The 14,500-nt window shown below is 53.1% G+C and carries 17 protein-coding genes; 2 read left to right on the forward strand and 15 right to left on the reverse strand.

Annotated features, from left to right (window positions below):
- Both HOJ95_03970 and HOJ95_03975 read right to left on the reverse strand, forming a co-directional pair.
- Positions 1-292, reverse strand: a 292-nt coding sequence (locus HOJ95_03970) for a cupin domain-containing protein (protein MBT6393838.1), incomplete at its 3' end; no start/stop codon positions are given.
- A 53-nt stretch (positions 293-345) separates the two neighbouring features.
- Positions 346-1,395 (reverse strand): isocitrate/isopropylmalate dehydrogenase family protein, encoded by a 1,050-nt coding sequence (locus HOJ95_03975; GenBank protein ID MBT6393839.1) that lies wholly within the window; start codon positions 1,393-1,395, stop codon positions 346-348.
- Between the two features lie 165 nt (positions 1,396-1,560).
- On the opposite strand from HOJ95_03975, the gene HOJ95_03980 reads away from it, so the two are divergent.
- Positions 1,561-2,658, forward strand: coding sequence for an Ldh family oxidoreductase (locus HOJ95_03980; GenBank protein MBT6393840.1), 1,098 nt, complete (start codon positions 1,561-1,563; stop codon positions 2,656-2,658).
- A gap of 11 nt (positions 2,659-2,669) precedes the next feature.
- Here the strand turns inward: HOJ95_03980 and HOJ95_03985 are convergent, their stop codons facing one another.
- From HOJ95_03985 to ilvC, 12 genes are all read right to left on the reverse strand, one after another.
- Entirely contained in the window at positions 2,670-3,290 is a 621-nt protein-coding gene (locus HOJ95_03985; protein ID MBT6393841.1) for a TlpA family protein disulfide reductase, read from the reverse strand.
- Between the two features lie 20 nt (positions 3,291-3,310).
- Positions 3,311-3,985 (reverse strand): TlpA family protein disulfide reductase, encoded by a 675-nt coding sequence (locus HOJ95_03990; GenBank protein MBT6393842.1) that lies wholly within the window; start codon positions 3,983-3,985, stop codon positions 3,311-3,313.
- Between the two features lie 45 nt (positions 3,986-4,030).
- Positions 4,031-4,564, reverse strand: coding sequence for a hypothetical protein (locus HOJ95_03995; GenBank protein ID MBT6393843.1), 534 nt, complete (start codon positions 4,562-4,564; stop codon positions 4,031-4,033).
- Between the two features lie 4 nt (positions 4,565-4,568).
- A complete protein-coding gene (locus HOJ95_04000; protein ID MBT6393844.1) occupies positions 4,569-4,718 on the reverse strand; it encodes a hypothetical protein in 150 nt (49 codons plus the stop codon).
- Between the two features lies 1 nt (position 4,719).
- Complete coding sequence (gene ccsA / locus HOJ95_04005; GenBank protein MBT6393845.1) at positions 4,720-5,526, reverse strand: cytochrome c biogenesis protein CcsA; 807 nt, start codon at positions 5,524-5,526, stop codon at positions 4,720-4,722.
- A 41-nt stretch (positions 5,527-5,567) separates the two neighbouring features.
- Positions 5,568-6,254 (reverse strand): ABC transporter permease, encoded by a 687-nt coding sequence (locus HOJ95_04010; protein ID MBT6393846.1) that lies wholly within the window; start codon positions 6,252-6,254, stop codon positions 5,568-5,570.
- A complete protein-coding gene (locus HOJ95_04015; GenBank protein ID MBT6393847.1) occupies positions 6,251-6,973 on the reverse strand; it encodes an ABC transporter ATP-binding protein in 723 nt (240 codons plus the stop codon). The genes HOJ95_04010 and HOJ95_04015 overlap by 4 nt, the downstream gene beginning before the upstream one ends.
- Positions 6,974-7,888 (reverse strand): hypothetical protein, encoded by a 915-nt coding sequence (locus HOJ95_04020; GenBank protein ID MBT6393848.1) that lies wholly within the window; start codon positions 7,886-7,888, stop codon positions 6,974-6,976.
- Positions 7,885-8,481: a hypothetical protein gene (locus HOJ95_04025; GenBank protein MBT6393849.1), complete on the reverse strand. Its 597-nt coding sequence runs from the start codon at positions 8,479-8,481 to the stop codon at positions 7,885-7,887. The genes HOJ95_04020 and HOJ95_04025 overlap by 4 nt, the downstream gene beginning before the upstream one ends.
- A 4-nt stretch (positions 8,482-8,485) precedes the next feature.
- Positions 8,486-10,468, reverse strand: a complete 1,983-nt coding sequence (locus tag HOJ95_04030) for a heme lyase CcmF/NrfE family subunit (GenBank protein MBT6393850.1) — start codon at positions 10,466-10,468, stop codon at positions 8,486-8,488.
- 74 nt (positions 10,469-10,542) lie between these two features.
- Positions 10,543-11,022 carry a cytochrome c maturation protein CcmE gene (locus tag HOJ95_04035; GenBank protein ID MBT6393851.1) on the reverse strand — a complete coding sequence of 160 codons (480 nt, stop codon included), beginning with the start codon at positions 11,020-11,022 and terminating at the stop codon, positions 10,543-10,545.
- 221 nt (positions 11,023-11,243) lie between these two features.
- The gene (ilvC, locus tag HOJ95_04040; protein MBT6393852.1) at positions 11,244-12,275 is read right to left on the reverse strand and encodes a ketol-acid reductoisomerase; all 1,032 of its coding nucleotides are present in this window, start codon (positions 12,273-12,275) and stop codon (positions 11,244-11,246) included.
- A gap of 268 nt (positions 12,276-12,543) precedes the next feature.
- Between ilvC and HOJ95_04045 the strand changes: the two genes are divergently transcribed.
- On the forward strand, positions 12,544-13,578 hold the full coding sequence (locus HOJ95_04045) for an ABC transporter substrate-binding protein (protein MBT6393853.1): 1,035 nt from the start codon (positions 12,544-12,546) through the stop codon (positions 13,576-13,578).
- Between the two features lie 93 nt (positions 13,579-13,671).
- Here HOJ95_04045 and HOJ95_04050 read toward each other — a convergent pair.
- Positions 13,672-14,500, reverse strand: an 829-nt coding sequence (locus tag HOJ95_04050) for a hypothetical protein (protein MBT6393854.1), incomplete at its 5' end; no start/stop codon positions are given.

A 14,500-nucleotide genomic window follows, 5' to 3' on the forward strand; every position in this document is an offset into this window, starting at 1 on the left:
CGGCACAGGTCTTGTGCTCCAGTCCACCCGGTATATAGGCGACCGCGCCGGGATAGAGATCCTGGCGCTCCCCGTGGGTCTCGGTGTAGCCATTCCCGGAGAGAACCCAAATGACTTCCTCCTGGCCGGGATGGCTATGCGGCTCGTGCGGGGTGTCGGGATGATATTCGGTGAGGCCCACGCGGACATGCTCGGCGCCGTTGGCCGAGGGGCTGACGAGAACCTTGCTTCTGCCCCAATCGACAGGATTAAAAGGCACATCGTCCAACACAAACACTTTTTTATCAGGCACTTAAAGACTCCTTTCAAGACTTCAGAACATACAAGACCACTTTAACTATCCACTCAGACAAGGCGTTTTCGTATCGCCTCGCCGCATTGGTGGGTGCTGAGTGAGCCGCCGATGTCGCCGGTCCGCTCACCTGCCTCAAGGGCCCCCTCGACAGCCTGGCGGATGGCAGCAGCGCCTTGGGCACACCCCAGATGATCCAGCAGCAGAGCTGCGGTCAGGGTGGCAGCCACAGGGTTTGCGATTCCCTGCCCATAAATGTCCGGGGCCGTTCCGTGAACCGGCTCGAACATCGAGACGCCCTCCATGTTCAGATTTGCCGAAGGGGCAAGACCTACCCCACCGACAAGGGCCGAGGTAATGTCGCTCAAAATATCACCAAACATATTTTCCGTCACCACGATATCGAAATCGCCCGGATGGCGAATCAACTCCATCGCCACGGCATCAACATGCATAGCGTTTGTCTCGATACCAGGAAAATCAGCTTTCACCTCATCCCAGGCCCTTCTCCAAACGGGGCCAGCAAATCTGAGACCGCCCGCCTTATCGGCCACAGTGACCTTTCGCCTTCCATGGCGCTTGGCGAAGGTGAAGGCGGCGCGTATTACTCGCTCAACGCCTTTGTAGGTGTGGACCTCCTCCTGGAGAGCCACCTCGTCGGGAGTGCCGCGCTTAAAGATACCACCCACGTTTGCATAGAGGCCCTCGGTGTTTTCTCGGAATATTACATGGTCGATTTCCCCTTTCTTATGATTTTTAAGAGGCGTCAAATCCTCGTGGTAGAGGCGGCAGGGGCGAACATTCGCATAGGCATCCAAACCATTGCGGGTGTCCATGATGACCTGCTCCTGAACGATGGAGCCGGATATGCGAGGATCGCCGATGGCGCCTTGAAAGAGGGCGTCGAAATTATCCCGTATCACTTGTACGCCATCCTCGGGCGCACCCCTTCCCTCACGGAGATAGCGCTCGCTACCCCAATCGAAATGCGTCAACTCCACCGCGAACGATGCGGCCTCTGCTGCAGCAAGAAGCGTTTCCTCCGCCTCGGGCATCACTTCGTTCGCAATTCCATCTCCCCGCACAACCGCAATCTTGACCATGATTTCGTTTCCCAGATGAAAAATTAAAAAGATATCAGCAGGCCTCTATTCTGGCAGAGGCAAACTCTCCCCGGCAAGGGGCCCGAGGGGCTTCCGCAAGAGGCATGAGAGGGGTTATTATGGTGAATCCTTCAATCCACATAATCCACCACCAAGGAGATTTTCATGGTCGAGTCAACTCCCCTGCCCGAGGGCACCGTCAGATTTCCCCACGAGGTTATCCATCAGTTCACCTCCGCTGTGTTCCGCGCCATGGAAATACCAGACGAGGACGCCACGTTGGTCGCCGATGTGCTCAACAGCGCCGACCTGCGCGGCATAAGGAGCCACGGCGCAGGTCGAATTCAGTTTTTCATGATGCGGCTTATGAATGATGTCATTAATAAGAATCCGAATATGGTGTTCACCCCAGGCAGTGACACGACAGGCGTCCTCGATGCAGACGGTGGGTTGGGAATCATCGCCTCAAACCGCGCAATGGAAGAGGCCATGGCGCGGGCCGATAAACACGGCTGTGGCTTCGTCTCCGTTAAAAACAGCAGCCATTTTGGATACTGTGGTTACTGGTCAATGAAGGCCATGAAAGAGGGCTACATTGGTATCAGCATGACGAACGGCGGTCGCCGCGGCACGGCGACCTACGGCACCGATCCACTCCTCGGAACCAACCCCTTCAGCATTGGCATTCCCGGTGGACCCGGAGGGCACGACTTCCATCTCGATATGGCCACTACGATGGTTGCGGTCGGCAAAATAGAAACCGCCCTCCGTGAAGGACGCGAAGTTCCCCAAGGCTGGGTACCCAGCAGCTACGGCTCGCCCAAGCTTAACGATCGCAGCATTCTCACCCACGATGTCCCCGTTCTTCCCCTCGGCGGCGAGGGCATGGGGGGAGGCGGCCATAAGGGCTACGGACTCTCACTCATGGTCGAGCTTCTTTGCAGCATTCTCTCGGGCGGGGACCTCAAAGAGCGCATCGCTGGTGCCGACGGGGCAGCCAAACCCAATACGGGCCATTTTTTCGGAGCCATTAAAGTTGAAGGTTTCAGGGACACTACCAGTGTCTTCAGGCAAATGGCAGACACCTTTGATATTATTCGAAATTCGGCAAAAGAGCCCGGCCAGGAGCGCATCTTCATCCACGGCGAGCCCGAGATCATCGCGGAGGAGGAAAATCGCCGGATTGGCATACCGATTACACCGGCCGTACTCGAGCAAATTTATTCGCTAAATGAAGAACTAAATCTCGGATTTGAACTATAGCGGCGAAAACGCTACTTGGACGACTTCGAATTGGAAGCATTGAGAATACTCTTGAGGAAATTCACCATTTCGGCGCCGTCCCATTTTCGAGGGCCGATGAATTTTCTGACTAGGCGCCCTGCCGGATCGATAACAAAAGTCTCGGGCACACCGGTTGTGCGATAAAGCTTTTTGATGCTTGCCCTCGGATCAAGGAGAATGGGGAATGTTATGCCGAATCGCTCTACCCATTTATTGACAGGGTCGGCCCCTAGCGCATCGATGCTCACCCCGAGTATTTCGAAGGCGAGTCCTTGCGATTTCATTTGCTTGTATAGATTTTCCAGGTCGGGCATTTCGTCAATGCATGGCGGGCACCAGGTAGCCCATACGTTAACGAGCACTACTTTCCCCCGATAGTCGGACAGGCTGGCTGTCCCGCCCGAGAGAAGCGGAAAAGTAAAACCAGGTATTGACTCTCCGACAACAGGAATAGGGTTCGAGCTATTCTTCACCGGGGCGCTCGTCAGGCCCACCCACAGCGCCCATACAAGCGTGATGACAATCGGCGTCAGGATAATAGCTATCGCCCTGTTTCGCGCGCCAGCCATGTGCGCGGATACTTTTGTGTCTGTCGATTGCTCAGTGCTCATAAAACCTTCTCCGTCAGCGCCTAGCCTTTTTCCTTGAGCAGATGTTCGATGAGTGCGAAAGCCTTTTCCCCATCCCACGTCCGGGCACCCATCCCCCATGCCACGACGTGGCCCGTGCGATCAATGAGATAATTCGTCGGCAACGCTCGAACCCGGTATGCAGTTTTGACGGTATTTTCGGGGTCAAGAACTATTGGGAAATTAAGATTGAGTTTTTCTGCAAATTTCCGAACCGTATCAGAGCTACCCTGATCAACGGATACAGCAACTATCTCGAAACCCTGATTTTTATACTTCTCGTAGAGAAGCTGCATAGAAGGCATTTCGCGAATACAGGGAGGACACCAGGTAGCCCAAAAATTCACCAAAACCACCTTACCCCGATCCTGGATGAGCGTTCTATTTTGGCCATCCAGGGTCTTTAGCTGAAAATTAGTCGCCTCCACCCGGTGAACATTTGGCAGAAAACTCATGTTTCTAAAAACTTCCATATCCCCCGAAGTAGTTTTCTTTGGCTCTTGTATTCCGAATAATATGAGCAAATCCTGATTTTTACTAATCAGCAGAGCCGTTCCCGAAAACAAAACCATGAAGAAAGCCACCAATACGATCCATTTTCTGGCAAGCGATCGCTTTTTGACGGGCGACAAACCCTCCACACCCAGCGCCAGGACCACTTTTGGATCAAATACCATTTCCAGATCCCCTAATTTCACGGCAAAGTATTCAAAAACTAGAAACTAGCTCTCGAATTCATCCAGTTCCCGCTTGAGGCGGGCCGAAAGGGCATCGCCCGAGGCGTCTAGAGAAGCGGCCTTCCCCGAGAACGAGGCTTTAACCTCCTTCGTGGCCGAATTGCCCGTCCAGGCTCGCATCAACACAAAGACAACGCCCAGCCCTGCGAGAATAGCCGCGAAAGGCAATCCCCATGCAGTGAGAAAAAATCCTTCGGCCGGGGGTGCAGAAAGGACATTTCCCGCCCCGTAGACCTCGACGAAGTAGCGCGTTATCTGCGCCTTCGATTCACCCGCCAAAGCCTTGCGGCGCACAAGTTCACGAAGCTGAGCTCCCTCCGCACTGGGACAAGCCATCAAAATTTTACCCGGACAAACTGGGCTCATGAGCGTGTTGATAAGTTCCAGATATACGCCTTCTGAATCCGTCGCAGGCTCGGCACTCGAAGCCACTGGAACAAATGCAAGAACCACGGCAATGGCGCACGCCGAAAAGAATTGTCCATAAAATGACTTTGATAACGGATGGGAAATATTCATCGCTCTACTCTTCTCGAATTTCTGTGGCGTCATCGGGGCTCTCGGCATTTCGCAACACTTCGGCTTTCAAGCGATCCGCTCTCGAATACAGGCTCCACCAGTAAAGTAACATCGATCCCAAGACAACAACGTAGGCGGCAACGACATAGCCCATATTATCTCTCCCTCGATTCGCGAATGCTCTCGGCTTGATCAATAAGATGCCCCACTGCAACGCGGCGTCTTACAAAGTAAATGAACACAAGGGTAAACGCCACCAAAGAAGCCCAGAGCGCAACATGCATGGAAGTGGGAAGCTCGCTCATTCCACCCGAGCGCATCACCACGGGGCCCGGATGGAGCGTCCGCCACCACTTCACCGACATATGAACAATCGGCACATCCAGAAAACCAACAATCCCAAGCACGGCAGCGAATCGCGCTCGTTGCTCCCGATCCGTCAAATAAGAGCGGAGCATGAGATAGCCAACATATATCAGCCACAAAATCAGGGATGTCGTCAGCCGTGCGTCCCATGTCCACCACACACCCCAAACGGGACGAGCCCAAATTGGACCAGTGATAAGAACAAGCGTACAAAACAGCACACCCACCTCCGCACAGGCATACGCACGCCCGTCATCGGCAAGTTTGCGCCAGATTAAATATCTGATCGAAAAAACGAACACCAAGAAAAAAGCGAAAAATGCGATCCAGGCCGAGGGCACATGAACATAGAAAATCCGCTGCGCCTCGCCCTGCCGTGCCGTCGGGGCGATGAAGAAATCCGCATACACCGCAAATACCAACAACGCCATTCCGGCCAGGGCTATCCATCGGTCCACACCCTCATCCCGAGCCCAAATTACCCAGGCGAGAGCGAAAAAGGCCACAACAAAAAGCAATTCATAGAGACCCAAAACATATCCCCCAAAACATTGAGCAAGAAAGAGGAATTCTTCTACTGTATTACATTCGGCCATCCGGCCTGATTAGCAATAAGTGAAAAACGCTAGACGCCCCCTCACTCCTCCAGCATAAATTCGAACGTGACCGCCGAGACGGCGATAAAAATTAAGTCAAAAGCCATGAGCAATTTCACCCAGTCTCCTGCCTCATCCCATCCAGCGCCTCCTAGAATCGCTGCCGTCGCCTTCACCGCAGCAATCAAAACCGGCACGAGAAGCGGAAACAAAAGAACGGGCAACAAAGCGTCCCGCGCGCGCGTGCGCGCCGTCATGGCAGCAAACAAAGTTCCCACTGCAGAGATGCCAGCCGTAGCTATGAAAGCCACGAGGGAAAGCATCCCTATATTTTCCCACACCTGGGCTCGATAGAATACGGCTAGCGCGGCAAAACCGACAATCTCCATGATGGCGACAAGAAAAAAAATCGCAAGCATTTTGCCGAAAAACAGGGCCGATGGATCTGCTGGGCTCAGCCGCATCGCCGAAAAACCATTACCCTCACGCTCGATACCCATGGATCGCGAAAAACCAATGACTGATGAGAACAGAAACGCCACCCATAGGATACCCGCCTGGGTCGGCGCCGCCTCTTTACCGCCTTGCCCAGGGCCAAAAGCAAAGCTAAATATCGTCAGCACCAGAAGCGCGAACACGAGCATAACGAGCAAACTCTCCCGGGTCCGGATTTCCACCCGAATATCCTTTTCGAGCACGGCCCAAACAATAGCGAAGAAGTAATTCACTTGCCCACCTCCGCCAGTGCACTGGATATTTGCTCCACCGACGTATCGCGAGCCGTCGAATGCAACGATACCCTCCCGCTTGAGAGGACCACGATTTCATCCGCTAGACTTAGCGCCCTTGGAATATCGTGTTCGGTAAGAAGGAGGTTGCGCGGGGCGGAATCCTCAAATCCCATGCCTGCCGAAATATCGCGGATAATCGCCTCGACTCCGGCTGCGGCAACCGGGTCCAGGCCGGCAAAAGGTTCATCCAGCAGAAAAAACGTCGGCTCATGGAGCATGGTTCTCGCCAAGGCTGCCCGCTGCCGCAAACCCTGACTAAGAAACTGCACCTGATCATCGAGCCGCTCGGCGATACCCAGGCTTTCAGTGAAACGTAAAACCCGCTCGCCCACCTTGGGCCGCTCGATCGCATATAATTTGGCAAAAAAAGCCAGATTCTCGCGCAACGTGAGCGAAGGATAGAGAAGAGAGTCGTGGCTGTGCAGGCCAATTAGAGCGCGATCTTCAGTGAATACGGAGTTTCCATCCAGCACCACTTCCCCCTCGCTCGGACGAAGAAGGCCGGCAAGAACTCGGAGAAGCGTTGTCTTACCAGAACCGTTTGCCCCAAGAAGAGCGATGCGTTTTCCCCTTTCAAGGGAAATATCGACTCCTCGAAGCGCCCATCGCCAGCCATAGCGCCGCGAGACGCCAGCCGCCCTGAGATTAGTGGCCATTTATTTCGAAAGTTCTCTTAGCCGATTAAAGCGAGGTATCCGTTGATTTTCATGCTCTCTGGCCGATATCGAGTTCATCGCCAGCCTGTCGTCGAGTTCCGCGATGGCACGGATAAGTTCCTCGCGCTCAACCTGCTGGGAAAGCCCGCTCCTTCGCCTTGTCCGTATCAATACCGCCGCCCCTGCACCCAGAACGAATATAGTGCCGAGCGCCACATAAAAATACACCAGCCCACCGGCTGAATCCGGTGCCTTGAGGGAAAAGCGGACCACACTGCCTGCTCGTGTGGCGGTGACATACGAATCGTATTCGCCGTCCTGGAATTTCACTGGCTCGCCCGGCTTGAGGCCATCTGCCTGAAGCTGGACCCGCCCCTTTTCCGCCAGAATTGCAAAACTGGGAGACCCGTAGATAATCGGGTGTTGCGCAACAAATCCGCCAAACTCATCCGCCATACGATAAAATAGGCCCACTAGTTTTGAGCCGGGAGCTATTGAATCGGTGGAGACGATTTCAGAGCCGCTCTGTCGGATGTTTTTCGGGTCGAGTCCTTGTATCGGAGCAGTAAGGGTAGCCTGCGGATTTCGTATGTTGCTGGTGCTAGGCAATATAAAGCGAAGCGTGGGAGCGCCATCCTTCGAGACAATCGTTTTCTTGCCCTTATTCACGAACATGAGTATTTCGCGGACCTCGTAGAACCCTTTTAGAAGCCTTATAAACAAGACATTTCGCTCTAGCGAGAGTGCTGAGGTGTCAGTCGTCGTCTCGGGTTTTGATGCCACAGCAGGCGACTGTGTGGCGGAAGGCGTTTTTACTCCCCCATCGGAGGCCGCATCGACAGTGCCGTCAAAAAATGTAAATAACGACATAAATACAACAATAACAAACACATATATACTATTTCGATATTTCACTTTAGGTTATTCCCACAGCTTGAACAAAAATTATGCTCTCCCTTGATAGGAGCGCCGCACGAGGGGCAAAAATTCATGGCTGCCGATATTTCAGCCTCCGCACCAGACTTATCGGCAACTCCTTGTTCGCCTTCTGAACGGACTTTGCGGTACTGGTGAATCTCAGCTTCAAGGCGCTCATTGAGAGAAAGCTCCCCGGCTCCTGATTTTGCTACTGCAGAAGTCACCTCGGGCAGATAGGCAACATCCACCGCACCACCCTCACTGAGATGGGCAGGCACCATCCCCTCAGACACCCCTCTTGCCTCAAGGCGTCTTAGTACATCAAGCGCCCCCGCCCTGGCCTGGTCGATCATCTCCTCATAATCTTCGTCCGCAAGTTTATCCATCTCCCGGTCCATTTCGACTTCCCTGATGTTTCGGTAGGCATTTTCACGCTCGATAAGAAGGCGGGCAACATCTTCTCCAGCTCCGTCGCCATCACCTACCCCCGATGCATCATAAGCGCTCGCCTCTTGGAACATTGGCCAAAGCGAGAAGGCAAAGGCGGTGACAACGATAATCGTGACCGCACCAAGGCTCACATATTCCATACCTCTAAGCCCTCGCGGCCGAGGGAGACACCCGCCGCTTCCGTCGCCCCCAGCGCTCGGGCAGAACAGAGACGATTACTCCCAGCATGAAGAAAAATCCTCCGATCCAGATCCAGTTGATGAGCGGATTGATCAAAAATTTAAAGGTAGCCGAGCCGTCGTCGTCCACGTCAGCAAAAACGGCATAAATATCCTCGGTAAGACCGTAACGAATACCCGCCTCAGTCGTCGGTTGGGGTGGCGTGAAATAGAGGCGTTTTTCGGCCTCGATCTCGCCTAGCTTGCGCCCTGACTTGTATACCGAGAGTCGGGCAAAAGCGGATTGATACTGATTGTTTCTCGTTTGCCGGATCCCGTCGTACCTAAGCCGCACCCCTTCCATGGGAAAACTCTCGCCAGGCGAGAGACGCACTTCACCAACCTGTTGATAAGCCGAGGAGGCGGCGATACCGATGAAGATGATCGCCATCGCGAAGTGTATGATATAGCCTCCGAAACGGCGCTTGTTTCGCATCGTCAATTCCCAGGCACCCGAAAAAAATCCGTCGCCCTGATGCCGCTGGCGGGCAGAAATCCCCCGGTAGTACTCCAAAACGATTGTTGAGATCATGAATATGCAGAGCCCAAACGCCAATGTCGCGTAAACGTGTCTGATTCCGAGGGTGATGAGCACTGCGAACGAAACCAATGTAACCATGACGGGATAGGTGAAATTCTTGCGTAGCATTTTCGCCGATGGGCGCCGCCAGGCAAGCAGCGGCGAGATACCCGCCAAAAGTATCAACAATAGACCGATGGGAACGTTCACCTGATTAAAGAAAGGAGGCCCGACCGTCACCTTGATGCCTTTTACTGCCTCTGAAATCACGGGAAACAACGTTCCCCAGAAAACGGCGAATGTAAGGCCGACAAGGACAACATTATTGAGGAGAAAACTTGCCTCACGAGAGAAAAAGCTCTCCAATTCATGCTCGCTGCGAAGTTTTGGCAGACGCCAAATCAGTAATCCAAAACTAACTATCAAAGCAACGACGATATAAGCCAAAAATGTCCAGCCGAAACTACTGTTGGCAAAGGCGTGAACACTCGAGACGATGCCGCTCCGAGTGAGAAACGTGCCAAACATGGTGAGAATATAGGTGATGATTATCAGCGAGACGTTCCACACCTTGAGCATCCCGCGTTTTTCCTGAATCATCACAGAATGCAGAAACGCCGTTCCCGTCAGCCAAGGCATCAGGCTGGCGTTCTCAACCGGGTCCCATGCCCAGTAACCACCCCAGCCAAGCTCGCGATACGCCCAGGCGCCGCCAAGCAGTATTCCCATTCCGTTAAAGAACCACGCCGTGAGCGTCCATCTACGGGTGGTCGATATCCAGGCCGTATCGAGCTTTCCGCTCACCAGCGCGCCCACGCAGAAAGCAAAAGGCACAGCGAATCCGACATAGCCTAAGAACAAATTAGGTGGATGAATCACCATTCCCCAATCTTGAAGCAAGGGGTTGAGCCCCCGTCCGTTCAGAGGAGGTATGGGAAGGGTGTCAAACGGCGGGGTTATGAAGTTCAATATGGTGAGAAAGAACGCTGCCGTTATCATCAGCGTTGCCGTTACATAGGGCATCAACTCAACGTTGCGATGGCGATTTTGCCGGATAACGATAAAGGAATAAACACATAAAAGCAGGAGCCAGAGAAGCAAACTTCCTTCCTGACCACCCCAGAAACTACTGAAGCGGTAGAATGCGTTTAATTCGTTGTCTACGATGCTGGCAACATACTCCACGCGATAGTCGCGCGTCATGAGCAAAATAATCAGGGCCACGCTCGCCGCCGAGACCAATCCAAAAACCGATATTGCCGCGTTTCGGCCCGCCGTGACAAATTCGGGCTTATTATACAACCCGCCCCAAATTGAGGCGATAGCGCTAAACAAAGCCAGAGCATAGGCAGCCCACAGGCCGTAGTTTCCCAGATCAATCAGAAACAATTGAAGTCTCCTAAAAATATTTGTGATTCAAGGAACAATATTCACACCGAAAAATCGGTGAGCGGAGGGCAGAATCAGTTTTTCACCTGGGCATCCTGGGCCGCTGCATTATTAATGAGAGTCTTGTGTTCGTTCGTGGTTGGCATCTTTTCACCCGAGTTTTTCATTTCCTCGAATTTCGATGGGCATGCGACCATTAAATTTTTCGCCATGAGCACCCCCCGCTCGTTGAGCTTCCCCTCTGCGATGACGGGAAATCCGTTTTCAAGCAAATCGGGAGGAACACCCGTAAAACTCACAGGAAGAGTGGATTTTTCACCTTGAAGGTTAAAGGAAAGGTGCATGGCCTCTGAGTCACGCGACAAAGAGGCAGGAACAATCTTTCCCTCTACCCTAATACCCTGCCCGGCAAGATCCTTGCCTTTAGCCGAAATTTCATCGACGGTGAGGAAATAGGAAAGGTTTTCACTCTTAAAACTCGTTAAAAACAAAAAGATGAATGCGCTGAATAGGACAGCACCAGCAATAAGAAATTTTACCCGTTTAACGTTCATTCATCCTCCCGATACAGAACCAAGTTTAATAAAGCGGCAAATCGTCTACCCATAAAGGATAAGTCTCAATACCTTATCTTTCAACAAGCATTCCAATATTTAGGAGGTTTTTTTCATATTTGTTGCTTTTAATCCTAAATAAGTCACTTCAAGACAAAAAAAACCCCGGCAAAGCAAGTAACCAGCCAGCCGGGGTTTTTATTTCATCTACAATAAAATGTCTACTTTACCTCTCGCTCCTGAATCCAGGGCATCATCGAGCGTAGGCGTGCGCCAACAATTTCGATTGGATGCTCCTTCTCCTTGCGCACCGTGGTATTGAATGTGGGACGTCCCACCATGTTCTCGTTGATCCACTCGCCGGCAAAGTCGCCAGACTGAATGTCTCGAAGGATCCCTCTCATGCGCTCACGGGTACCCTCATCTATCACCCGCTTGCCTCGCGAAATGTCGCCATATTCGGCGGTATCGGAGACCGAGTAGCGCATCATGGTGATGCCGCCTTGATAGATCAGGTCGGTGATTAGCTTCACCTCGTGGAGACATTCGAAATAGGCCAGCGCTGGCTGATAACCCGCATCGACGAGCGTCTCGAAGGCTGCACGGATGAGTTCTGAAATACCGCCGCACAGAACCGCCTGCTCACCAAACAGGTCGGTCTCTGTCTCTTCTTCAATCGTCGTCTCGATAATTCCGGCTCTGGCACAACCAACGGCCTTGCCGTAGGCCAGCGCATAGTCCCGAGCTTTGCCGGTATGGTCCTGAAATACAGCGAGAAGCCCAGGAACGCCGCGACCGTCCTCATACTGAAAGCGCATGGTGTGGCCTGGGCTCTTTGGCGCGATCATGACGACATCGATGTTATCCTGCGGAATAATTTGTCCGTAGTTCAAGTTGAAGCCGTGAGCGACAACAAACGCATCGCCATCCTTCATGTTGGGCTCGATGTCTTCCTTCCAGATAACGGACTGAAGATGGTCCTGGGTAAGCATGACAACCATGTCACCCGCTTTGGCAGCCTCGGCCGTCTCCATAACCTCAAGGCCATCGTCCTCGGCCTGCTTCCAACGAGGAGACGACTTGCGGAGGCCGACCACAACCTTGGCGCCACTGTCCTGACAGTTCAGGGCATGCGCACGCCCCTGGCTCCCGTAACCAATGACGGCAATCGTGCGATTCTGAAGCAAGTTCAGATCGGCGTCGGTGTCATAATAGATCTTTAGGTCTTTCAATAGGTCTTCAGCATTGCTCATGACTTTGCCCCTTCAGCTACCTTGTAAAAAGAAATCGCATACGCACACCCCACCCAGCGAGCGAAGTGACACTACGCAGGTTAGTCCCTGAAAAAAGACGGTTTAATCTATGGACCACGAGCGAGGGTGTCAAGGCGGAGCGGGGTTAAAACAGCCACATCTCCCGAGTTGCATATAAGACCTTGAGCCGTCGCCGTATAGCCCTTATTCTAATTCAACATACATTCACCGCCAAATTGAGGCCCATCTACCCCAGGCAGGAGCGAATATGGCCCGTTTACATACATTTTCCTATTTTCAAAGGATGTTTGCTGTCCTGTTTTTTTTGGCGTACGCCCTTTTTTTCCACCCACAATCGGCCTCAGCCGCCAAAGTGACAATTATGCTCAACTGGCTTCCCGGTGGCGCACATGTGCCTATTTTCTATGCGCAGGCCGCCGGGTTCTACAAAAAAAGCGGAATCGATGCCGTTATTGAGAGTACACGGGGCAGCCGGGACGCCATGGACTCCCTTGGTTCGGGAAAAGCTCAATTCGCCATCGCCGAGGCGACTGAATTATTTGCTAGCCGGGCCGACGATGTTAAGGCCGTGGGCGTTATGGCATATTTCGGCCACAGCCCAAACGCGATCTTCACCCTCAAGCGACCCGATATATCCAGCCTTTCGGACCTAAACGGAATGCGCATCGCCGCACCACGCTCCTCTTTTCCCCGCATCATGTTTCCAGCTCTCAAAACAGCCGGAAAAGTGAATTTAAAAAAAATATCATGGGTGAACCTATCACCACGTGATTTATTACCCGCCTTGATAACGGGAAAAGTCGATGCCGTTGCCTCATCGCTCATGAACGACTATCAATACAGGGCTGCGGCTCGGAGGAAGGGTAAAGATATCACCCCCCTTCCCTTTTACGGCGCTGGCGTGAATCCTTATTCACTAGTTCTCGCTACGCCAAAATCTTTTATTAATAAAAACCCAAAACTAGCGAAGGCATTCGTCCATGCCACCGCAAAAGGTATGGCAGCGGCATTAGAGCGCCCCGAAGCAGCTCTGAAAACATTTATCAAACTAAACCCTGCCGCCGACCCAAGCAGATCAAGAGCCGAATGGCGAGCAGCACACAAATTGATGTATCGCCCCGGGAGCGGTGACACGACATTGGGGAAATTCGACAGAAATCGAGTTGAGAGGATGCGAATATTTTTAACGCGAATTAGAAACTTTAGAAACACGTCGACTTCGATTGACATCTATTCGAACGATCTGCTTCCCATTCTCAGACCACAGCCGACCAAGTTCTAGAACAACCTTGCTGGCATCTCAAAACCTTTAAGCTGACAAGAAAGGCCGGAGGCAATTCGCCCCCGGCCTTTCTTGTATCGGATGAGTTGTAGTTTAAATTATAGAACTGATGACTGGCCTCCCAATCCCCTGGAACGCCTCGCTCACTTCATCCGCCGCGCGCGATGCGGCCTCATAGGCCTCTTGTGCCAGCGCCCGGCTTTTTTCGGCAAAATGGCGGGCTGACTCGGTGGCGCGCTCTTTGTGCTGGGCAGCGAATTCGCTTGCTTGAGCGGAAAATTCGGAAGCCTGGAGGGCCCTGAGTTTCGCCTGCTCAACGGAGGCATATCCCATGTCTTTCGCCCGCTCAAGGAGTTCTTTTACCTTCTGGTCGGCGGCATCAAATGCGCCCTGAGGTTTGTGTTTAAGCGCCTCGGCAACGTGTTTGAGTGCAAGGGCGGCAGCCTCCTTAGCCTCGCCAGCCGCCTTGAGTGCTGCCTCATAGGCTTCCGCCGCTGAGGGCATCTGGGGCACATCGATGGGAATCGTCGGATCTGTCTGCGTGTGGAGAACTCCTACCACCGGGGCGACATGGCGCTCATCCGCGGCTTGGAGCGCATCCTCGTCCACCATAATGTCGACGCGCCTGGCGACTATCCTTTTGCTCGGCTCGTTGATGCTCCAGGCGAGACCGAGCATGCCCATCAGACGAACGAGACCATAGGTTAAGTCAATTTCAAACCAGCGCTGCCCGTGGGCCGCCGAGCGTTGGTCGGCGTGGTGGTTGTTGTGCCAGCCCTCGCCAAAAGAAACCAGCGCAACCCACCAGTTGTTCGTACTCTCCTCGTCGGTCTGGTAATTACGATAGCCCCACAGGTGAGTCGCCGAATTGACGAGCCATGTGGCGTGCCAGAGAACAACTTGGCGAACGAGAATGCCCCAC

Source organism: Nitrospinaceae bacterium (assembly GCA_018669005.1).
In the GTDB taxonomy this organism is placed as follows: Bacteria; UBA8248; UBA8248; order UBA8248; family UBA8248; genus UBA8248.